Raw genomic sequence first — 17,246 nt, forward strand, 5'->3', positions numbered from 1 at the left:
TATGAGTGTGCCCAATTCAATTCAAGATTATTCTGTTCTCATCATCGACGATGAGCCGCACATAGGCACAGTTCTCGTTCAACTATTTGAACTGGAGGGCATTAAGGCGCTCGCCACCACAGAACCCAAAGGTATCGCTAAGTTGCTGCATAAAGATTGGGCGGGAATGGTGATATCGGATGTCAACATGCCACAATTAGACGGCATCAGCTTAATGCAACAAATCCGTCTGCAAGATCCCGATCTCCCCGTCGTGCTACTCACTGGTTTTGGTGATATAGCCATGGCAGTCAATGCGTTAAAACAAGGCGCCTACGACTTCCTCGAAAAACCCTTTAATAACGAACATATACTCGATGTAGTTAAACGCGCCTTAGAAAAACGCAGTCTGACCTTAGAGAACCGCAAGCTTAAAAAGGATCTCGAAAGCCAAAGCGTACCGGGCCCTCGTATTTTGGGCAACAGTGTCGGCATCAACCGTATGCGCCACATCATAACGCAAGTGATAGATACGCCTGCGGATGTGTTAATTGAAGGCGAAACCGGTACAGGTAAAGAACTTGTCGCCCGCTATTTACACGACCACAGCAGCCGCAGCCAAGCCAACTTTGTCGCCATCAACTGTGGTGCAATCCCCGAAAACCTGATTGAAAGTGAGCTCTTTGGCGCCGAAGCGGGGGCCTTTACTGGCGTCGATAAGATGCGCATTGGTAAGTTTGAATACGCCAACGGCGGTACATTATTTTTAGATGAAATTGAAAGTACGCCACTGTCGCTGCAAGTAAAACTGCTGCGGGTACTTGAAGACCGTAAGGTTGAACGCTTAGGGTCAAATAAAAGCATCAGCCTTGATATACGGGTAATCGCCGCCACTAAAGTAGATTTAAAGAGCCTGTGTGACACTGGGGAATTCCGCCAAGACTTGTTGTATCGCTTAAATCTGGTGACTGTGCCCATCCCTCCCTTGAGAGATCGCCGTGAAGATATTCCGTTACTCTTTTTACACTTTGCCCGCGTCGCATCGGCACGCTATCACAAAGCGCTTATCGCCTTAAATGCGGAGCAAAACGCGATACTTACTTCCCACGACTGGCCAGGCAATGTGCGTGAGTTACGTAATCTCGCTGAACGCTTTGTGCTACTGGGCGGAGAAGCCGCCTTTGCTGGCACGTTAGGCAATACTCCAAGCCTGCACTCGAGTATGTCCCTGCTACAAAGGGTAGAGTTTTTTGAACGGGTACTGATTGAAGAAGCACTTAGCCACAACAAGGGCAGTATTAAGCAGACCATGGAGCAGCTAGAACTGCCCCGCAAAACCCTCTACGACAAAATGCGTAAATACGATTTAGACCGCAAACAATACATTAATTCCGATGACTAAAGGGCATATTTAAGCTTTAGACCAACGCCCGTTTGACATGAGTTTGATGGTAATGCAAACGGGTGATTGCTAAGGCAATCAAGGCTAATAAGGTTAACGATCCCATCACCACACCGCGCCACTGCGCCTCATGCCAAAACATCATCAAATAAGGGCCGCCAATCGCAGCACCTAAGTAATAACAACATAAATAGAGTGACGTCGCCTTAGCTCGATCACGACTGGCCCGCATTGCAACAAAGGAATTACAGCAACTGTGGGTAAGGAAGAACCCACAGGCGGTCATTAAAAAACCTAAGCTAATGGTCAAAGTGGTATCAAACAGGGTCAGTAAACTGCCGAGCAACATCACGCACCAAGACCATTGATATAATTTATGTTGACCAAATTTGGCGAGCCATTTCGCAGTGAAATACGACGCAATAGTCCCGCTGGAATAACACAGAAAAATCAAGGTGGCTTGGAAACGACTCCATTCATAGGGTGGAGCCATCAAATGCAGTTGAATAAAGCTAAATTGATTCACCATCATCATAAAGGTCAAGCCGCCAATCGCGTAGACCAAACGCATTTGCGCATCGGTCAGATGATGACTAAAGCCATGAAGATCTTGCGCTAAACGGGCGCGTTTTGATAAGGAAGGCTCAGTGTTACTGGGTGACATCGACTGCGCATCGGCAAGTGAAGGCAGCAAATAGTTCACTAAAGCCACCCCCGCTAACGTCACTAGAAACAGCAACCACATAGATTCTTGCCAAGATAAAAACTGCGACATTAAACCACCGAGCAGACGTCCAACAATCCCGCCAATACTGTTCGCCATAATATAAATGCCTGCGGCTTTCAGCATAGTGCTTGGTGATAATTGCTCCTTAAAGTACGCCATGGCAATCGCAGGTACGGCAGCGAGTAATGCACCTTGTAGCAATCGTACTAGCACTAATCCATTAAAATCCGGCGCCCAGATTAATAGTAAGTTAGACAATGCCAATAACCACAAGCTGACAATGATTGGAGTGTGTCGACCGATACGATCTGACAGTACCGCATACAAGAGCAATGAAAAGGCTAAGGAAAAACTGGTTACCGACAGGATTAACGTCGCTTTAGAGCCTGATACCGCAAAATGTTCCGCAATCAGCGGCAACATGCCTTGCATTAAATACAAGTTGATATAGACCACCACTGAAGCGACGCAGAGCGCCCACATCAATCGGGTGTCACGCTGTTTATTGTCAATCATAGTATCTAATACGGCTTGCACGGGAGCCTCAACCAAGTATCACTCATAGGATAGACAAAGATTATCACTGGGCATAACATAACAATAATAGATAATATCTATCGTAATCATTGATTTTTGTTATAGAAATAGCGCACCAAAAGTACACTTCTTGCCACTGATAAAATAGTACGAGCCCGATTAATGGATATTCGCCAACTCAAACATTTAGATGCCCTTGCCAATACCGGCAGCTTTACCGCCGCAGCCAAGAAACTGAATATGGCTCAGCCCGCGTTAAGCCAAAGTATCAAGCGCTTAGAGGTCGCACTCGGCGTCACCTTAGTCAATCGTACGAGCAACAAGAATGATAAACTGCTCACACTCACGGCCGAAGGTTTAGTCCTGCATCAACATGCCACTTTGATCCTGAAACAGGTTAAACAGGCCGAAGCGCAAATCCGCGCCATGGCCAATCTCACCTCGGGAGAGGTCCGCATTGCCGTGCCGGGCATGCTGGGTTCTTTCTATCTCCCCTCGCGCTTAATGGCTTTTCGGCATAAATACCCCGAATTGAAACTATCACTGTTTGAAGGCGGGACACGGGATGCACTGCGCATGTTGCAACAGGAAGAAGTGGATATTGCGATCATTACCGCCCAAGACCTACAGCCCGAATTTGATAGTCAGCTGTTGATCCGTGAGCAAATGGTGATCGCCATGGGTGCCGAACACCCTTTAGCGGAACATAGCGCTGTGAGTCTACATGACTTTTTCGACCATGAATTAGTGATGTTCAAAACAGGTTATTTCCACCGAGAGTGGATACTCTCTCAAGCCAAAGAATTAGGCAAAAAGCCCAATATTGCCTTCGAGACCAATTTGATTAATCTGATTAAACAGATTGTTTCCCAAGGATTTGGGATCACCAGTGTACTTGAGATGGCGATAAGCTCAAAAGATGACATTTTAGCCAAACCCTTCGATCCACCGGTATTTTTAAACCTCCATATTGCATGGAAAAAGCAGCGCCCCGTCAGCCAAGCAGACCGCGCATTTGTCGATTTTTTAATGTCAAATCGCTAACACAAACCAGCAAATACAAAAAGGGCTGATATCAATATCAGCCCTTCTCTCTTACCATTAAACCTTCCGATTTTACTCTGAGGGTTTAGCCTTGTTTACGACGACCAAAAGCAAAAGGTAGCAACAACAAGCTTAACCAACCTAAGGCACCACCATCATCTTTCTTGGCTGGTGTTTCAGTCACAGATACAGACACAACACTTGAATCTTTATTGCCGTGGTTATCAGATACTGTCAGTTGGAATGAAACAGTCTGAGCAGAGCCACTCACGTTTGGTGCAACGAGATTAAGCTTGGCCGCATTAGCGTCAAAGTTAAAGCTGGTGCCCCCTAACTGAGTCCATTTGTAGGTCAAAGGATCATTGTTGGCATCCGACGACTTGCTCGCATCGATGAACAAAGGTTTACCTTCTTGGACAGTGGCAGGAGCTTCAATCACAGCGACTGGCGCCACTTCTGGAACATCAAATTGATACTCCTGCTTCAAGATTTCAGCCGAGTCGTTATTCACTTTGTTGGTCAATGCCACTATGTTGCCTTGACTCGCCTTACGTGGCACTAAGTCAAATGTGACATCTAATGCCGCAGCAGCAGAGGCCATTTCGATAGTCCAAGTGATCTTATTGCCCACTTGCGCACCTTGATGGCTAATATTAGCCACTTCATGACCTTCAGGTAATAACGCCTCTAGGGTGTAAACACGGGTTTCTTGCGTTTTGTTCGCTTCAATACGTGTCTTCATCACTTTAGCGGTGCCAGGTGTTAATTCACCAGAAACAGTACTGCCTAGAGGAGGTAATACGTCATCACTAACGCGCTCAAATACGACCGGAATTTTAACAGGTGCGACTTTGTCATCAGTGGTGGTCAGCGTCAGCATAGCTATGCCAGCATCTCCCACTAGCATCGCTTGTTTCCATGCTAAGTTGACATTGAAATCTTTATGATCACCCGTAAGATTTGCAGTTAAGTTATCACCCGCTTCATCATATAAGGTTACTTGTTTCAAACTAAAGGCATCATCCGCATCGGCTGCAGATGCCTGATAGTTTTGTACAACGACAATATACTCACCCTTCACTGGGTTCTTAATGGATACACTTTCCTTTGAACCGCCAAACGCAGAAGATGCCGCGATAGAAAGCTTGCTACCGTCTTTCTTATCGAGTATCACAAACATGTCTAAGTCAGGAGAGGTTGTATTACCGATTGATGCATTGAAATATAAAGCTTTATCTTCAACATTAAAGCTAAATACTTTTACGCCATCGGCCAAATCATCAAATGCACTATCGGTATTTGAATCCTGTTTCACACTTGATTCATAAGTAGCGCTTAATTTAAGTGCAGTCACTGTCGCCGCAACACCGGGTAGATCAATCGCTTTCAAGTGCGCCAAATTACGTTCATCTGCATCACGTGAGGCTGAAACATTAACCAAAGCAGGTAAATCGCGTTTAGCTATCTTAGCTACGATCGGCATATTAGCCGTTGGGAAAGTATCGGACGTTAATACTAAGTTACCAAAGCCCCAACTTGCACCGACGTCAGTCACATCCGCAGTCACTGTAATCGTTTGGCTTTCACCTTTTTTGAGATTAAAGCTTTCTGGCGTCACAGTTAACGCGAATTTATCCGTTGCGGAAACGCCTTTTGCAGTCCAGCTACCATCAGCCGTTGCAGTAACAGTACGTGTCCAAGTACAAGTATCGATACAACGTGAATCAGCCATGCTTGGAATGTTTAGCTTACGTGGATCGCCACCTGTCGAAGGATTAGCAATCTCGTAGTTTAAGGCACTTTCATCCATCACTAAGCCCGTTTTTGCCGCTAAATCAACACGAATACGACCGGCTCCTACGTCAAACGGATCAGCAACGGTTTTACCATCGGCTTTTTTCATGGCTTGGGCTGTCGTTGACGTCATCATTAGCGCAGAACGAATGTTGTCTGGCGTCCAATCCTTATGTAGCGATTTAAGTAACGCACCAGCACCGGCAACGTGAGGACTCGCCATTGAAGTACCTGACATCAAAGTGAAATCGGCAGGATCTGTACCTGTTTCATCATGGCCAAACTGTTGGTCGGAATAAGCAGCGTAGATGTCACTGCCCGGTGCAGCAACATAGGGTACGAGTACATCGTTAGTCAGATTAGGTCCAATCAATGAACTGGTAGATAAAACATCCGCTTCTTTACTGGCAACTTTAGGGGTTGGAGACAGCGTGATTTCAAGAGCAGGATTTGCCGCCATAGCAGCAATCAATTCTAAGCCATCAATATCACCAATAAATACCGCTGGAATATTCAATTTATCCAGCCCCGACATAGTCAGACGCGCATTATTTTCACCATCTCTATTGAAAACAATCACACCCTTAGCGCCAGCTTCCATTGCTGCGGCCACTTTGATATCGAATGAGCAAACACCGCGTCTTAAAACGGCGATCTTGTCTTTAAAGGCATCTGCTGGGAACGGTTTACAGGCTTCAAAATTGGTCGCATCAATTGCGCCAGCATAAAGGGGAACACCTTTGAGCACTTCAGTTTGAACCGGACCAGAACCAGCAGTGTAATGATAGTTTTTACCATTAAATTCCACGGCGCGTACTATGTCACGGTTATGAGTCGAGTTAGCTACCGAAGTATACCAAGGTGCATTTTTAGGCGTAGAGTAAGGTGTTTGATTAATCGCAGGGCTCGTGTTTGTCGCGGCACGTGTGTTACCCGCAGCCACTGCAGCAAAAATCCCCGCATTACGCGCGGCTAAAAAGCCTTGTTCCGTCGCACTATTCCACGGGTTTCCACCGCCACTGATAGAAAAGTTAAGCACATCGACGCCATCTTTAATCGCATCATCTAAGGCTTTTAAAATCGGTGCACTTGGACACCCTGAATAAGTGTCGCCCGCATTACCCGGATTACAAATTTGATAAGCTATGATGTTTGCATGTGGTGCAACACCTGAGATTTGTTTAAATTCAAGGCCTGTCGCAATGCCATCGCTTTCTAACTTACCTGTTTCACCTTGCACATAAGGCACATTCACTAGGATGTTACCTGCTGCGGTACTCGCAACGTGAGTACCATGCCCACCGTAATCCTCACCATTTTTAGCTGGAGGGGTGTCACCAAACACTTTTGCATCGTCGTAGTTATTTGTTATCTCAGAGTAACTGCGAACTCCAATCAACTTGTCATTACACATGCTCGCGAAATCAGTTTTACAATCACCAATATAGATGCCTTGACCTAATGGGTTTGTGTGGTCATAGCCATCTTGGCCAACATCAGCGAATGAAGCATGATCTGAGTTAATACCTGAGTCGATAATACCGACGATCACGCCTTCCCCCATCGCTTTAGTGCCAGTGGCGCTGCCATCCCATACATTAGGAGAACCGATAAGCGCTTGACTGACGTCGGTTTCCATTTGCTCCATGCGCTCGCGCTCAACAAACGCAACCTCAGGTAACTCAGCCATTTTCTTCGCTTGAGCTTGAGTCATGCGAACCGCCATACCGTTTAACGCATACTGATATGTCGTTAATGGTTGCAGATTGGTGCCAATAGCCGCACTCGCGTTAGCTAAAAATCGGTTCTGTTTTACTTTCAAATAACTAACATAACTTTTGACTTCAGCTTTAGAAGCATCAAGTTTACCGTTCACAGCAACTTTTGAAGTACCGTTTACCTGCACTCTTTGTGAACTAGTCGCTTTTAATCCTGGAATAGTTCCTTGGTAATTAGCAACCGAACTATCACGTAAACGGACGATATAAGTATATTCACCCTCACCTAAATCTGCTTCAGGTACAAACTTAACCTCAGCTCCGGCAGCGTTACCGCGTAATGAAGTGACTTGTAATTCACTTTGAATATCTAACTGCAAGGTTTCACCCGTAGGTGATAATACGGTTTGTGCATTTGCCGCCGACGATAACAGTGCCATAGACACTGCTAATGCTATTTTAGTTTTCATTGTGACTTCCCTAATTCTTATAAGTTGTATGATTTATAAAACTCAGGTTTCGGTGGCATGAAAACGCTGCGGCAACCAAAAACATCACCCGTAACTGACATTTTTTATGAATAACCATTCAATTTACTGTGATGATGATCACTGAGTTTTATCGCGATAATTTGTAACACGTGATGATACAAATTAAAACAGTAAGTTAACAGAACGCAATTCAGTAAATGATGAACAACCTCATACCTTGTTAAAATAAATCCATATAACCTTTATCAGACTGTTTTATGTCCCAACGATAAGTCGTAGTATAAAAATCGATAAAAACAAATAATAAACATTAAATCATATATTTAAATTTAACCTTTAAGTGTCAGCTCAAAAATACTCTTAGGTTAAACAGAATGAATACCCGTAAATAAATATTCTTTTTTATAAATATCATTAGTTACAAAATAAATGCAAAAGATCTTTTACGAAACAATAAACAACAAAAATCACATCATTAATTTAACAAAATATATACATATTGTATTTGTATGATATTTTACAAAATGATACCCCTTATAAAAATTAACTAACTTATGCATTAATATTCTTAATCCTGTATAGAGCAAGTTAATACTTAATCTCACATTTACAGCATAGCAAGCGGATTATTGACCACAAAAAAGCCCTTTCAATATCGAATTGAAAGGGCTAAATCTTCATCAATATAAGAAAAATATTATTGCAGTTGTGGCCAGTGGTTAATTAGCCATCACCGCCTTCATTAACACTTCTGTCGTGAACTTATCATTATTGATAACTGGGAACCTGTCATAGGTTTGGAAGATCACTTGGTCTTGAAACTTAATCATCGCCACTACGCCATATTGGATACTTTTATCGATCGATTTAGCGGGCAATGTAAATTTAAATGGCACAGGTGCTCTGGCGATATTGAAGGTTTTTTGTGCGACGATGACACCTGGAGTATTCAAATCAATAATGGCAATAATGATTTGGCAGCCTTGAGGTAATGGGATCTTCTCTAGATAGCCAGCTGCGCCATTGATGATAATCGGTTGATCAGGTGTTACAGTCACGCAGCCATTGAGCAAGACAGCCATGAGAGAGAACAATATAAACGATTTTATTTTCAGATACATACTAACGTCCTTTTACCATGCGTATCAGGCCTTCTTGGGTAGAAGAAGCCACTAACTCGCCTTGTTGATTGAAAAACTGCCCTCTGACGTAACCTCTGCCACCGCTAGCATTAGGGCTATCGATACTGTAAAGCAACCACTCTCCCATATTAATCGGACGGTGGAACCACATCGCATGGTCGATCGTCGCCATTCGTACCCCAGGACTTAAGAAGGATACACCGTGGGGCTGAGCTGCCGTGACTAAAAAGTTAAAGTCTGAGGCATAAGCGAGTAAATATTCATGGATATGGGCATCATTTGGCATAGGACCATTAGCCCTCATCCAAACATAACGGTACGGCTCGGTTTCTTTAGGCGCAAAAGGGTGCAGTGGATTGACCAATCGCATCTCAATTGGCGCATCGGCCATAAACTTTTCAAGTATGCTCGGCGGTACTTTATCCCGCATCGTCAGCGCCAATTCCTGCTGATTCAACAAACCTTCAGGTCCGGGCACTTGCGGCATAATAGCTTGATGATTAAAGCCTTCCTCAGGTTCTTGGAAGGAGCAGGTCATATGAAAAATGGGGCGACCTTTTTGAATAGCACTAACCCGACGAGCGCTAAAACTACCGCCATCACGCATATTTTCTACTTCATAAACAATCGGCAACTTCTCGTCACCTGCACGTAAAAAGTAAGAATGTAATGAATGGATCTTACGCTCAGCAGCTACAGTCTGTTTTGCGGCGCTCAGTGCTTGGCCCATCACTTGACCACCAAACACATGCCCAAAACCCAGATCTTGGCTTTGACCACGAAAGAGGCCAATTTCAATTTGCTCAAGGGAAAGTAATGATAAAAGATCGTCTAATACCTGACTCATGGGATCCTACTGCGTAATTAGCAATTAATCTTAAAGGGTAACTCAGTTAGCCTTAAGCTGACCAGTCTTCTATCGATGATTCACAATCAAATCATCACTCCAACGGTGAGGAATTAAACGAGGCACGCTGGAGTGTCTATGTTATTTATTGTGGTTAGCATCTACGGCCATTTACTGCATTTAAATCGCTATAGATGCAGGCTTAGTTCAAATACAAGCATGATGAATCAATCGATTTTAATGTGATGTTCTAGCGCACTTAACTTAGACCAAGACAAAACCTTATCCTCTCCACAGGAGTGCAAAGTCACGGGGAAGGATTGGTGTAACTGTGGCCACTGCTGCGCGAGGTTATCTGGCGTAAAAAGACCTTCATTAAAATACATAGGCTGAAACTCGACAAACATGCCGTGGCTAACACTGCCCGCTCCGGCGAGTAGATGTTGACCATTTGGCGCCTGTTCACTCACCAAGAAAGCCGTAGTAGCCGTTAATGATTCAAAGGAAAATAGCGGCTGAATCGCACTCGCTAAATGTTTGGCCGTCATCGCGGTTACGGCCTGAGGGCATAAACTATTGACTCGAATATTATGGATTTCACCTTCTAATGATAAGCTATTCACCATGCCGACCAGCGCCATCTTGCTCGCACTAAAACCAACTTGATGCAAGTCACCGAACAAGGCCGAGGCTCCCGTTGTCATCATTATCCGGCCAAAATGCTGTTGTTGCATATAAGGCCAAACAGCTTGAGTGAGATAAAAGCTGCCATTGAGATCGACATCCAATTGCCGTTGCCACTGCTCAAGTTTAATGTGCTCAAAGGGACAAGCACCATAAACGCCCGCGTTATTAATCAAGATATCAATGCGATGCCAGCGTAGGATCACCTCTTCGATCATGCTATTCACTTCATTTCGCTGACTCACATCAAGCACAAAATAAATGCAATCTCCACCAAGTTTAATAATGCTGCAATAGGTCTGCATTAATTCTAAGTTAGCTTGGCTCGTCTGAGCGCCGTCGGTGGAAATTGACTCATAGGACGATAACGGCTGGTCGACGAGTATCACTTTTGCCCCCCGTTCAGCCAACATGATGGCATACGCTCGACCTAACCCAGCCGCAGCCCCAGTGACTAATGCCACCTTATTGTCAAAACGCATCCAAATATGTCCTTATCGGCATTGTTGTAGCGGCAAAAAATAACGAGCATAGGGTAACAACCGCCTATGCTATCTACTAAACAGAGTATTTAGCGTTACGCCTATGTCATGGACAGCACAAAGCCTCCATCAACATTAACTATGGAAACACAGACTTTTTTGATTTTCTTTGAACTTAACGACAAATCTCATCCTGCATCAGTGAACATATGTGCGCCAATTCAAACTCTGTTAAATGCGTTTATTAGATAGTGCTCACTTTCGTGTTAAATCTTGTTATGCTATGCGCTAATTGAGCCCTTGCTCGGTACCATTTCCATTTACCAATAACGACTGGACGCCATGAATCCTTGGATTTTAGCAATAAGACCCCGTACGCTACCCGCGGCCATAGGTCCCCTACTGATAGGCAACATTCTCGCCCTGCATCTTGAGAGTTACAGCTGGTTAATCGCTGCCACTTCAATGTTGTGTGCTGTCTTATTACAAATCGCCGTCAACCTCGCTAACGACTATTTTGATTTTAAAAACGGCATAGATACAGACGAGCGCTTAGGGCCCGTTCGCGTGACTCAAAGTGGTTTAATTTCACCAACAAGCGTTCGCAATGCCATGATATTTGGTCTCTTAATGGCGCTTGCCGTGGGATCATATCTGATTTGGCACGGAGGCTGGCCCATCGCCATTCTCGCCGCAGCCGCTATTTTAGGTGCTCTTGGCTACAGTGGTGGCCCCTATCCCCTCGCCTCCCATGGGCTCGGTGAAGTAGCGGCATTTGTCTTTTTTGGGTTAGTGGCAGTGGTGGGAAGTTATTATCTGCAGGCGGGCGATACGACTGTTAATGCTTGGTTATTAGGTTGTGCGATTGGCTTATTTAACGCTGCGATTATGTTGGTGAATAACACTCGCGACATCCGTACCGACACCCAAGCTGGCAAGCATACTCTAGCAGTACGTATCGGCGAAGCTCAGGCAAAAGTGCTTTATCAAGCCTTAATCTATTTGCCCTTTGGTCTAGTCATCGCTGGCTTTTTATTCGGTATTCTACCCGGTTTACCAGTACTACTTGCGGGATTATCTCTGCTTATTGCCCGCAAACTCAGTAGCGATTTTTATGCCGTTTCTGGTGAAGCCTTAAATCCGTTACTCGGCCGTACAGCTAAGTTAACCATGATTTTCAGTACCTTGTTTAGCGTGGGTTTAGTTTTTACCGCATGAGGGTAAAACCATTAAGCTAGGACAGGCGATCCTGAATAAAAAAGGTTCATATCTTCGATAGATACGAACCTTTTTTATTGGCCGCAGCACGACTTTAATTTGGCTGATTATCGACGAGGGAAATCCTACCCCATTTATTGCCAGATATAACCAGAGATCAGCGTGTTTAACAAAATACCATTAAAGTTACGTTCGGCATGGGATGAACCATGATGGCCTGCACCAAAACACACATGTAGCGGTAATAAATGTTCTTCCCGCGGATGACTAAAACGCGCTTCAGGGGCTGATTGCCAATGAATTAACGCTGTTTTTACCTCGGCAAAACTAACACTTGCCGTTAAAGTTTGCGTCAACCAATGATCAAATTCTGCACTGCGGCTTTGCACTGTGAGATCGCTTGAGAAAAATGCCCGCATATTGTGAAACGACATGCCAGACCCCACGATCAACACCCCTTGGTCCCGCAGCGGCGCTAAAGCCTCCCCAATCGCTATATGGATTTTAGGATCGAGGCTGTGGACTAACGACATCTGCACCACGGGAATATTCGCCTCAGGATACATCAACTTAAGTGGTACAAAAGTACCGTGATCAAATGCGCGTTCGCTATCTAAGCGGGCGGCGATGCCCTTATCCGATAGCATATTCGCAATCTGTGCGGCTAATTCTGGCTCACCGGGTGCAGGATATGTCAGCTGATAAGCCTCAGGTGGAAATCCATAGTAATCATACAAAATACTTGGCTTTGGGCTACTCGACAAAGTCACCACAGATTCTTCCCAATGGGCAGTGATCAACACAATCGCCTTCGGAGTTGGCATTGGCGCTGTTACTGAAGTTAAAAATGCACGCAACTCCCTATGATTAACATCATTGAGCAAAGGCATAGGGCCACCACCATGGGGCACAAATAGCACAGGCATACGACTCGCGTTAACTTGCATCATAATCCTCTCGTGTTGATTAACTTATATCTGTACTACTGGCTTTAAACTCAGCATTTCTCACTTAACTCACGGTTCTACATAACACTTCAATGCACGCTTAAAATGCGGAACGACTCTGCACCAACTGCCGCTGAAATCGCACTAAACGCTCAACAATTTCATCGAGTTTAATAATCAGAAAGAGTCCTGCCGATAAGCTCAATGCCGGCAGTGCATTAATCGGCGCTTCATAGTTAAAGTGGAAATAAATCGCCCCCAGCATAATCGCCAGTAAACCGCTCGCCGATAGCACTCGGTAGTCACGTAGGCACAATCCAAGGGCGCCAATCACTTCCATCAAACCAATAAAATAGCCAAATCCGGTGGGAAGATTCATTAATGTGAACGGAACATGGAACATAGACATGCCAAATAACTTGGCAAATCCCGAGATGAAAAACACTATGCTCATCGCCAATGTGACGGTTGCAGCGGCGCGATTGAGTGTATTGGCACAAAGGAATAACTTCTGTGTATCAACCTCTAAGCCATTGATACTTGAACCCTTGGTATCACATAAGTTTGAAAATCGCATCGCACACACCCCATTAAACGTGATATTGCCGTCAGTCTTGGGTATAAATTCGCAGACGACGAGTGAGAATGGAATCGATTATGAGCCGATAAAAGATAAATAAATATGGAATAAAATCTAATATCTCATAAACTAATAATTTATAACTTGCGAGCAATCCTTGTGACCTTAGACCAACTGCTGATGTTTAAAACCGTAGCTGAGGCGGGCTCACTCAAAGCTGCCAGTGACAAGTTACATAAAACCCAACCCGCCATTAGCCAAAGTATCAAACAGTTAGAATCCCAACTCGATCTTATCCTGTTTAATCGCGAAGGTTATCGACTCGCCATCACTGAGCAAGGTCGAAAACTGCTGCAACATACCCTGCGGGTACTGAATGAAGCGCAAGAAATGAAGCAAGTAGCGAAGCATTTAGCCAAAGGTAACGAAGCAAGCATCACCTTAGCTTTTGAAGCCTCCTTTAATCTCGCTCGAATTTTGCCGATTTTAGAGCTGACTCAAAATGAGTTTCCCTATACCCAAATTATTCTCAAACAAGAGTTTTTAACTGGTGCGCTCGAAGCGCTGAATCAAGATAAAGCCGAAATCATCATCTCCGCAGGCGGAATAGAACCCATACGTTCGAGCCATTTAGAATTAGCCTATTTATTTTCCGGTAGCCTTCTCGATGTTGCCGCGCCGCGCATGCTTGAGCGTCATCCGACACTGACCTACGCACGAGAGCTCGTTAATGAATACCAAATCGTGATCCAAGATACGGGCTCAGGCACTGCGAATATTGAGTTTGGGGTACAGGCGGGGCAACGACGTTGGTATGTTAATGATTTTTATACCAAGAAAATGCTTATTCAAAGTGGTATGGGCTGGGGCAAGCTGCCGCACTATATGATTGAAGATTCACTCAAACAAGGCGCATTGATTGCATTGGATCTACGCGAAAGACAAAACAACATTCAACTCGATTACTATGTGATGCGAAAACCCCACTCACCTTTAGGCCCTGTCGCCCAAGCACTCTGGCAAAAGCTGATCGCCTTTTCATCTGAGCTGAATACTTAGGAATTCAAGCTTAAGATTTAACTTAGTGACTTAAAATGAATTGAAGTCAAAAAGTCATAAACCGTTATAAAATCATCGACCATAAAAAAAACGCCCCTTGATAAGGGCGTTTTTCATTTTGTTAGCGGGCAGAACCTTAGACTAAACCTTAGCTAAGGTGCGCTCTTTGGCGCTCCAATCTAAGTGGTATTTCTCGCCAGCAGGCGTATCGATACGCTCAAAGGTATGAGAGCCGAAAAAGTCACGCTGACCTTGGAGTAAGTTCGCCGGTAATGTTTCGCAGCGGTAACTGTCGTAATACGCCAGAGCCGAGCTAATACAAGGTGCTGGAATGCCTTGCATCACCGCTGTCGCGACTGCGGTACGCCATAGGCCTTGCTTTTCAGACAAGGCAGACGCAAAACTGTCCGCCATCAACAGATTGCTAAGATCAGATTTGTCTTCATAGGCTTGAGTGATTGATTGCAAGAAAGTCGCGCGAATAATACAACCCGCACGCCAAATTTTTGCAATTTCAGCAAAGTCTAACTGCCATTTTTGTTCATGAGCCGTCATCGCCATCAACTGGAAGCCTTGGGCGTAACAACACACTTTCGCGCAATATAACGCGCTTTCAAGGGCTTCGATCAACAGTGCTTTTTGTGCGTCATCGATAACAGGTGCATTTGGCCCAGCCAATTTCTGGCTAAGTTGTAGACGTAAGGATTTTTGGGTACTTACGGCGCGCGCATACACAGCTTCAGCAATCGTCGGTGCAGGGCAACCAATTTGTAAACTGCTCACGGCCGTCCACAAACCTGTGCCTTTTTGGCCCGCTTTATCTAAGATCATTTCCACCAGCGGTTTACCCGTTAATGGATCGGCTTGTTTTAAGACTTCGGCACTGATCCCCATCAAATAGCTGTTTAAACTACCTTTGTTCCAGCGTTCAAACACATCGCCCACTTCTGCAGCGCTCATGCCTAAACCGTCATGCAGCATTTGATAGGCTTCGCAAATCAACTGCATGTCAGCGTATTCAATACCGTTATGCACCATCTTCACATAATGGCCAGAACCCGCAGGACCAATATAAGTCGTGCATGGCTCGCCTTCTGTCACGGGATTACCCGGCTCGAAGCGTTCGATAGGTAGCCCAGTTTTGGCATCAACCTTAGCGGCAATCGCTTTCCAAATAGGTGCCACGTGATGCCATGCATCGATATCGCCGCTTGGCATAAGTGATGGACCGAAACGCGCACCGACTTCACCGCCCGAAACTGCAGAGCTGAAAAATACAAACTGACCTTTGTAGCGCGCTTCACGCTCAACAGTGTCAGTCCATAGGCTGTTACCAGTATCGATCACAATATCATCGGACTCAATTCCGGCAGAAATCAAAGCACTACAGACACCATCGACGGGTGCACCCGCGGGAACAGAAAGCACAAAAATACGGGGTTTTGTGAGACTGGCTAACATTTCGGTAAGATTAGCACAGCCAAGAATGCGAGACTCGAGTCCAGCACGTTCCTGTTTTTCTTGCTGTATTACACCATTAACTTTAACAGGATCGAGGTCAAACGCGCTGACGTGATATTGGTTATCTGCGATGTTTAGCGCAAGGTTTTTACCCATAACACCAAGGCCAATTACGCCGATATCATTAAGATTGCTGTGGTTTTGCATTATATTATTCCCACGGGTCACAGAGGTTAGAGCTAACCAATTTTGAGGGGTAATTATACCGATCTTTGTAACTTAATTACCAGAGACATACGATTGGCAATTTCGATTGTGCCGAAAGTACCAATCGTTTAGGTCTCATTTTATCTAGGGCGTGTTGACGTTTCAGGGTTGTTTTTGCAGCGAGTTGGCTGGCTTTTATGCAAGGCAAAGCCCGAGCAGTGTAGTTATTCTACATAAACGGGCGATAACGCAGCAGAAACGCCAGCCAAACGCTGCCCGAAGGGTTCGTCTGGCAAGCTCTTGCTCTTTGTCACTCGTCATTTGAGTAGAATAACTACACGTCACTCCTCGTTTCGTGATCACGAGCTTGCCAGAGCGAACAAAATTTAATCTCGAAACGTCAACACGCCCTAATAGAACCGTCAATTAATGGGCAAGTTTAAGCCCTAAAACACCCAGTAATATCAATATCAAACTGGCGATTTTAAGTAAGCTAACGCCTTCTCCTAAGAGGATAATTCCCGCAATTGCGGTGCCCATAGCGCCAATACCGACCCACACGCCGTAAGCCGTACCGATAGGTAGCTGCTTAACCGCGAGTCCTAGTAGCAACACACTCACTGCCATCGACGCTATTGTAAAGATACTTGGCCACAAACGCGTAAAACCGTCGGTATATTTAAGCCCTATAGCCCAACCAATTTCAAATAAACCCGCAAGAACTAATAAGAACCAACTCATAGTGAACTCCCATAAAGGGGTCGTCCCCATATTAGATTAGGCGTATTTAGGGTCGTCCCTAAGCCATTTGATTACAGTAAAACTGTAGGTGATATAGCTGTACGTGATGAGCCTGCAAGACTAGCAAATTTGAGGTGAAAATTTCAATCTTTGATTTTGCCGAAATAAGAAATGCCATGCGCAAAA

The 17,246-nt window shown here is 44.9% G+C and carries 13 protein-coding genes; 4 read left to right on the top strand and 9 right to left on the bottom strand.

Going from position 1 to position 17,246, the window contains the following annotated elements; genetic code table 11:
* Position 1 precedes the first annotated feature (1 nt).
* Positions 2-1,381: a sigma-54-dependent transcriptional regulator gene (locus L5M38_RS00625; protein WP_173497699.1), complete on the top strand. Its 1,380-nt coding sequence runs from the start codon at positions 2-4 to the stop codon at positions 1,379-1,381.
* Positions 1,382-1,397: 16 nt separating this feature from the next.
* Here the strand turns inward: L5M38_RS00625 and L5M38_RS00630 are convergent, their stop codons facing one another.
* Positions 1,398-2,645, bottom strand: a complete 1,248-nt coding sequence (locus tag L5M38_RS00630; RefSeq protein ID WP_219234031.1) for an MFS transporter — start codon at positions 2,643-2,645, stop codon at positions 1,398-1,400.
* A gap of 162 nt (positions 2,646-2,807) precedes the next feature.
* Between L5M38_RS00630 and L5M38_RS00635 the strand changes: the two genes are divergently transcribed.
* Positions 2,808-3,689 (top strand): LysR family transcriptional regulator, encoded by an 882-nt coding sequence (locus L5M38_RS00635; protein WP_263176939.1) that lies wholly within the window; start codon positions 2,808-2,810, stop codon positions 3,687-3,689.
* An 85-nt stretch (positions 3,690-3,774) separates the two neighbouring features.
* Here L5M38_RS00635 and L5M38_RS00640 read toward each other — a convergent pair whose 3' ends face one another.
* The 4 genes from L5M38_RS00640 to L5M38_RS00655 all read right to left on the bottom strand — a co-directional run bounded on the left by L5M38_RS00640 (position 3,775) and on the right by L5M38_RS00655 (position 10,847).
* The gene (locus tag L5M38_RS00640) at positions 3,775-7,671 is read right to left on the bottom strand and encodes a S8 family serine peptidase (RefSeq protein WP_263178002.1); all 3,897 of its coding nucleotides are present in this window, start codon (positions 7,669-7,671) and stop codon (positions 3,775-3,777) included.
* A 740-nt stretch (positions 7,672-8,411) separates the two neighbouring features.
* Complete coding sequence (locus L5M38_RS00645) at positions 8,412-8,813, bottom strand: YbaY family lipoprotein (RefSeq protein ID WP_028761096.1); 402 nt, start codon at positions 8,811-8,813, stop codon at positions 8,412-8,414.
* Between the two features lies 1 nt (position 8,814).
* Positions 8,815-9,681: an acyl-CoA thioesterase II gene (gene tesB, locus L5M38_RS00650; protein ID WP_113941000.1), complete on the bottom strand. Its 867-nt coding sequence runs from the start codon at positions 9,679-9,681 to the stop codon at positions 8,815-8,817.
* Positions 9,682-9,908: 227 nt separating this feature from the next.
* Positions 9,909-10,847: an SDR family NAD(P)-dependent oxidoreductase gene (locus L5M38_RS00655; RefSeq protein WP_173243966.1), complete on the bottom strand. Its 939-nt coding sequence runs from the start codon at positions 10,845-10,847 to the stop codon at positions 9,909-9,911.
* A gap of 342 nt (positions 10,848-11,189) precedes the next feature.
* On the opposite strand from L5M38_RS00655, the gene L5M38_RS00660 reads away from it, so the two are divergent.
* Complete coding sequence (locus L5M38_RS00660) at positions 11,190-12,065, top strand: 1,4-dihydroxy-2-naphthoate polyprenyltransferase (RefSeq protein WP_263178004.1); 876 nt, start codon at positions 11,190-11,192, stop codon at positions 12,063-12,065.
* Positions 12,066-12,199: 134 nt separating this feature from the next.
* Here the strand turns inward: L5M38_RS00660 and L5M38_RS00665 are convergent, their stop codons facing one another.
* Positions 12,200-13,015 (bottom strand): DODA-type extradiol aromatic ring-opening family dioxygenase, encoded by an 816-nt coding sequence (locus L5M38_RS00665; RefSeq protein ID WP_263178006.1) that lies wholly within the window; start codon positions 13,013-13,015, stop codon positions 12,200-12,202.
* Between the two features lie 97 nt (positions 13,016-13,112).
* Positions 13,113-13,589: a DoxX family protein gene (locus L5M38_RS00670; RefSeq protein WP_263178007.1), complete on the bottom strand. Its 477-nt coding sequence runs from the start codon at positions 13,587-13,589 to the stop codon at positions 13,113-13,115.
* A gap of 162 nt (positions 13,590-13,751) precedes the next feature.
* On the opposite strand from L5M38_RS00670, the gene L5M38_RS00675 reads away from it, so the two are divergent.
* A complete protein-coding gene (locus L5M38_RS00675) occupies positions 13,752-14,651 on the top strand; it encodes a LysR family transcriptional regulator (RefSeq protein ID WP_028761102.1) in 900 nt (299 codons plus the stop codon).
* Positions 14,652-14,792: 141 nt separating this feature from the next.
* Here the strand turns inward: L5M38_RS00675 and gndA are convergent, their stop codons facing one another.
* Complete coding sequence (gndA, locus tag L5M38_RS00680) at positions 14,793-16,319, bottom strand: NADP-dependent phosphogluconate dehydrogenase (protein WP_263173677.1); 1,527 nt, start codon at positions 16,317-16,319, stop codon at positions 14,793-14,795.
* Between the two features lie 426 nt (positions 16,320-16,745).
* Positions 16,746-17,060, bottom strand: coding sequence for a quaternary ammonium compound efflux SMR transporter SugE (sugE, locus tag L5M38_RS00685; RefSeq protein WP_263178009.1), 315 nt, complete (start codon positions 17,058-17,060; stop codon positions 16,746-16,748).
* Between the last annotated feature and the right edge of the window lie 186 nt (positions 17,061-17,246).

The sequence above is a fragment of the Shewanella sp. SM101 genome (assembly GCF_025654465.1).
Taxonomy (GTDB): domain Bacteria; phylum Pseudomonadota; class Gammaproteobacteria; order Enterobacterales; family Shewanellaceae; genus Shewanella; species Shewanella oncorhynchi.

Excerpts from the sequence above, each read along its gene's own strand:
- L5M38_RS00640 (WP_263178002.1), bottom strand. The coding sequence starts at position 7,671 with ATGAAAACTAAAATAGCATTAGCAGTGTCTATGGCACTGTTATCGTCG.
- L5M38_RS00625 (WP_173497699.1), top strand. The coding sequence starts at position 2 with ATGAGTGTGCCCAATTCAATTCAAGATTATTCTGTTCTCATCATCGAC.
- L5M38_RS00635 (WP_263176939.1), top strand. The coding sequence starts at position 2,808 with ATGGATATTCGCCAACTCAAACATTTAGATGCCCTTGCCAATACCGGC.
- tesB (WP_113941000.1), bottom strand. The coding sequence starts at position 9,681 with ATGAGTCAGGTATTAGACGATCTTTTATCATTACTTTCCCTTGAGCAA.
- gndA (WP_263173677.1), bottom strand. The coding sequence starts at position 16,319 with ATGCAAAACCACAGCAATCTTAATGATATCGGCGTAATTGGCCTTGGT.
- L5M38_RS00645 (WP_028761096.1), bottom strand. The coding sequence starts at position 8,813 with ATGTATCTGAAAATAAAATCGTTTATATTGTTCTCTCTCATGGCTGTC.
- L5M38_RS00660 (WP_263178004.1), top strand. The coding sequence starts at position 11,190 with ATGAATCCTTGGATTTTAGCAATAAGACCCCGTACGCTACCCGCGGCC.
- L5M38_RS00670 (WP_263178007.1), bottom strand. The coding sequence starts at position 13,589 with ATGCGATTTTCAAACTTATGTGATACCAAGGGTTCAAGTATCAATGGC.
- sugE (WP_263178009.1), bottom strand. The coding sequence starts at position 17,060 with ATGAGTTGGTTCTTATTAGTTCTTGCGGGTTTATTTGAAATTGGTTGG.
- L5M38_RS00665 (WP_263178006.1), bottom strand. The coding sequence starts at position 13,015 with ATGATGCAAGTTAACGCGAGTCGTATGCCTGTGCTATTTGTGCCCCAT.
- L5M38_RS00655 (WP_173243966.1), bottom strand. The coding sequence starts at position 10,847 with ATGCGTTTTGACAATAAGGTGGCATTAGTCACTGGGGCTGCGGCTGGG.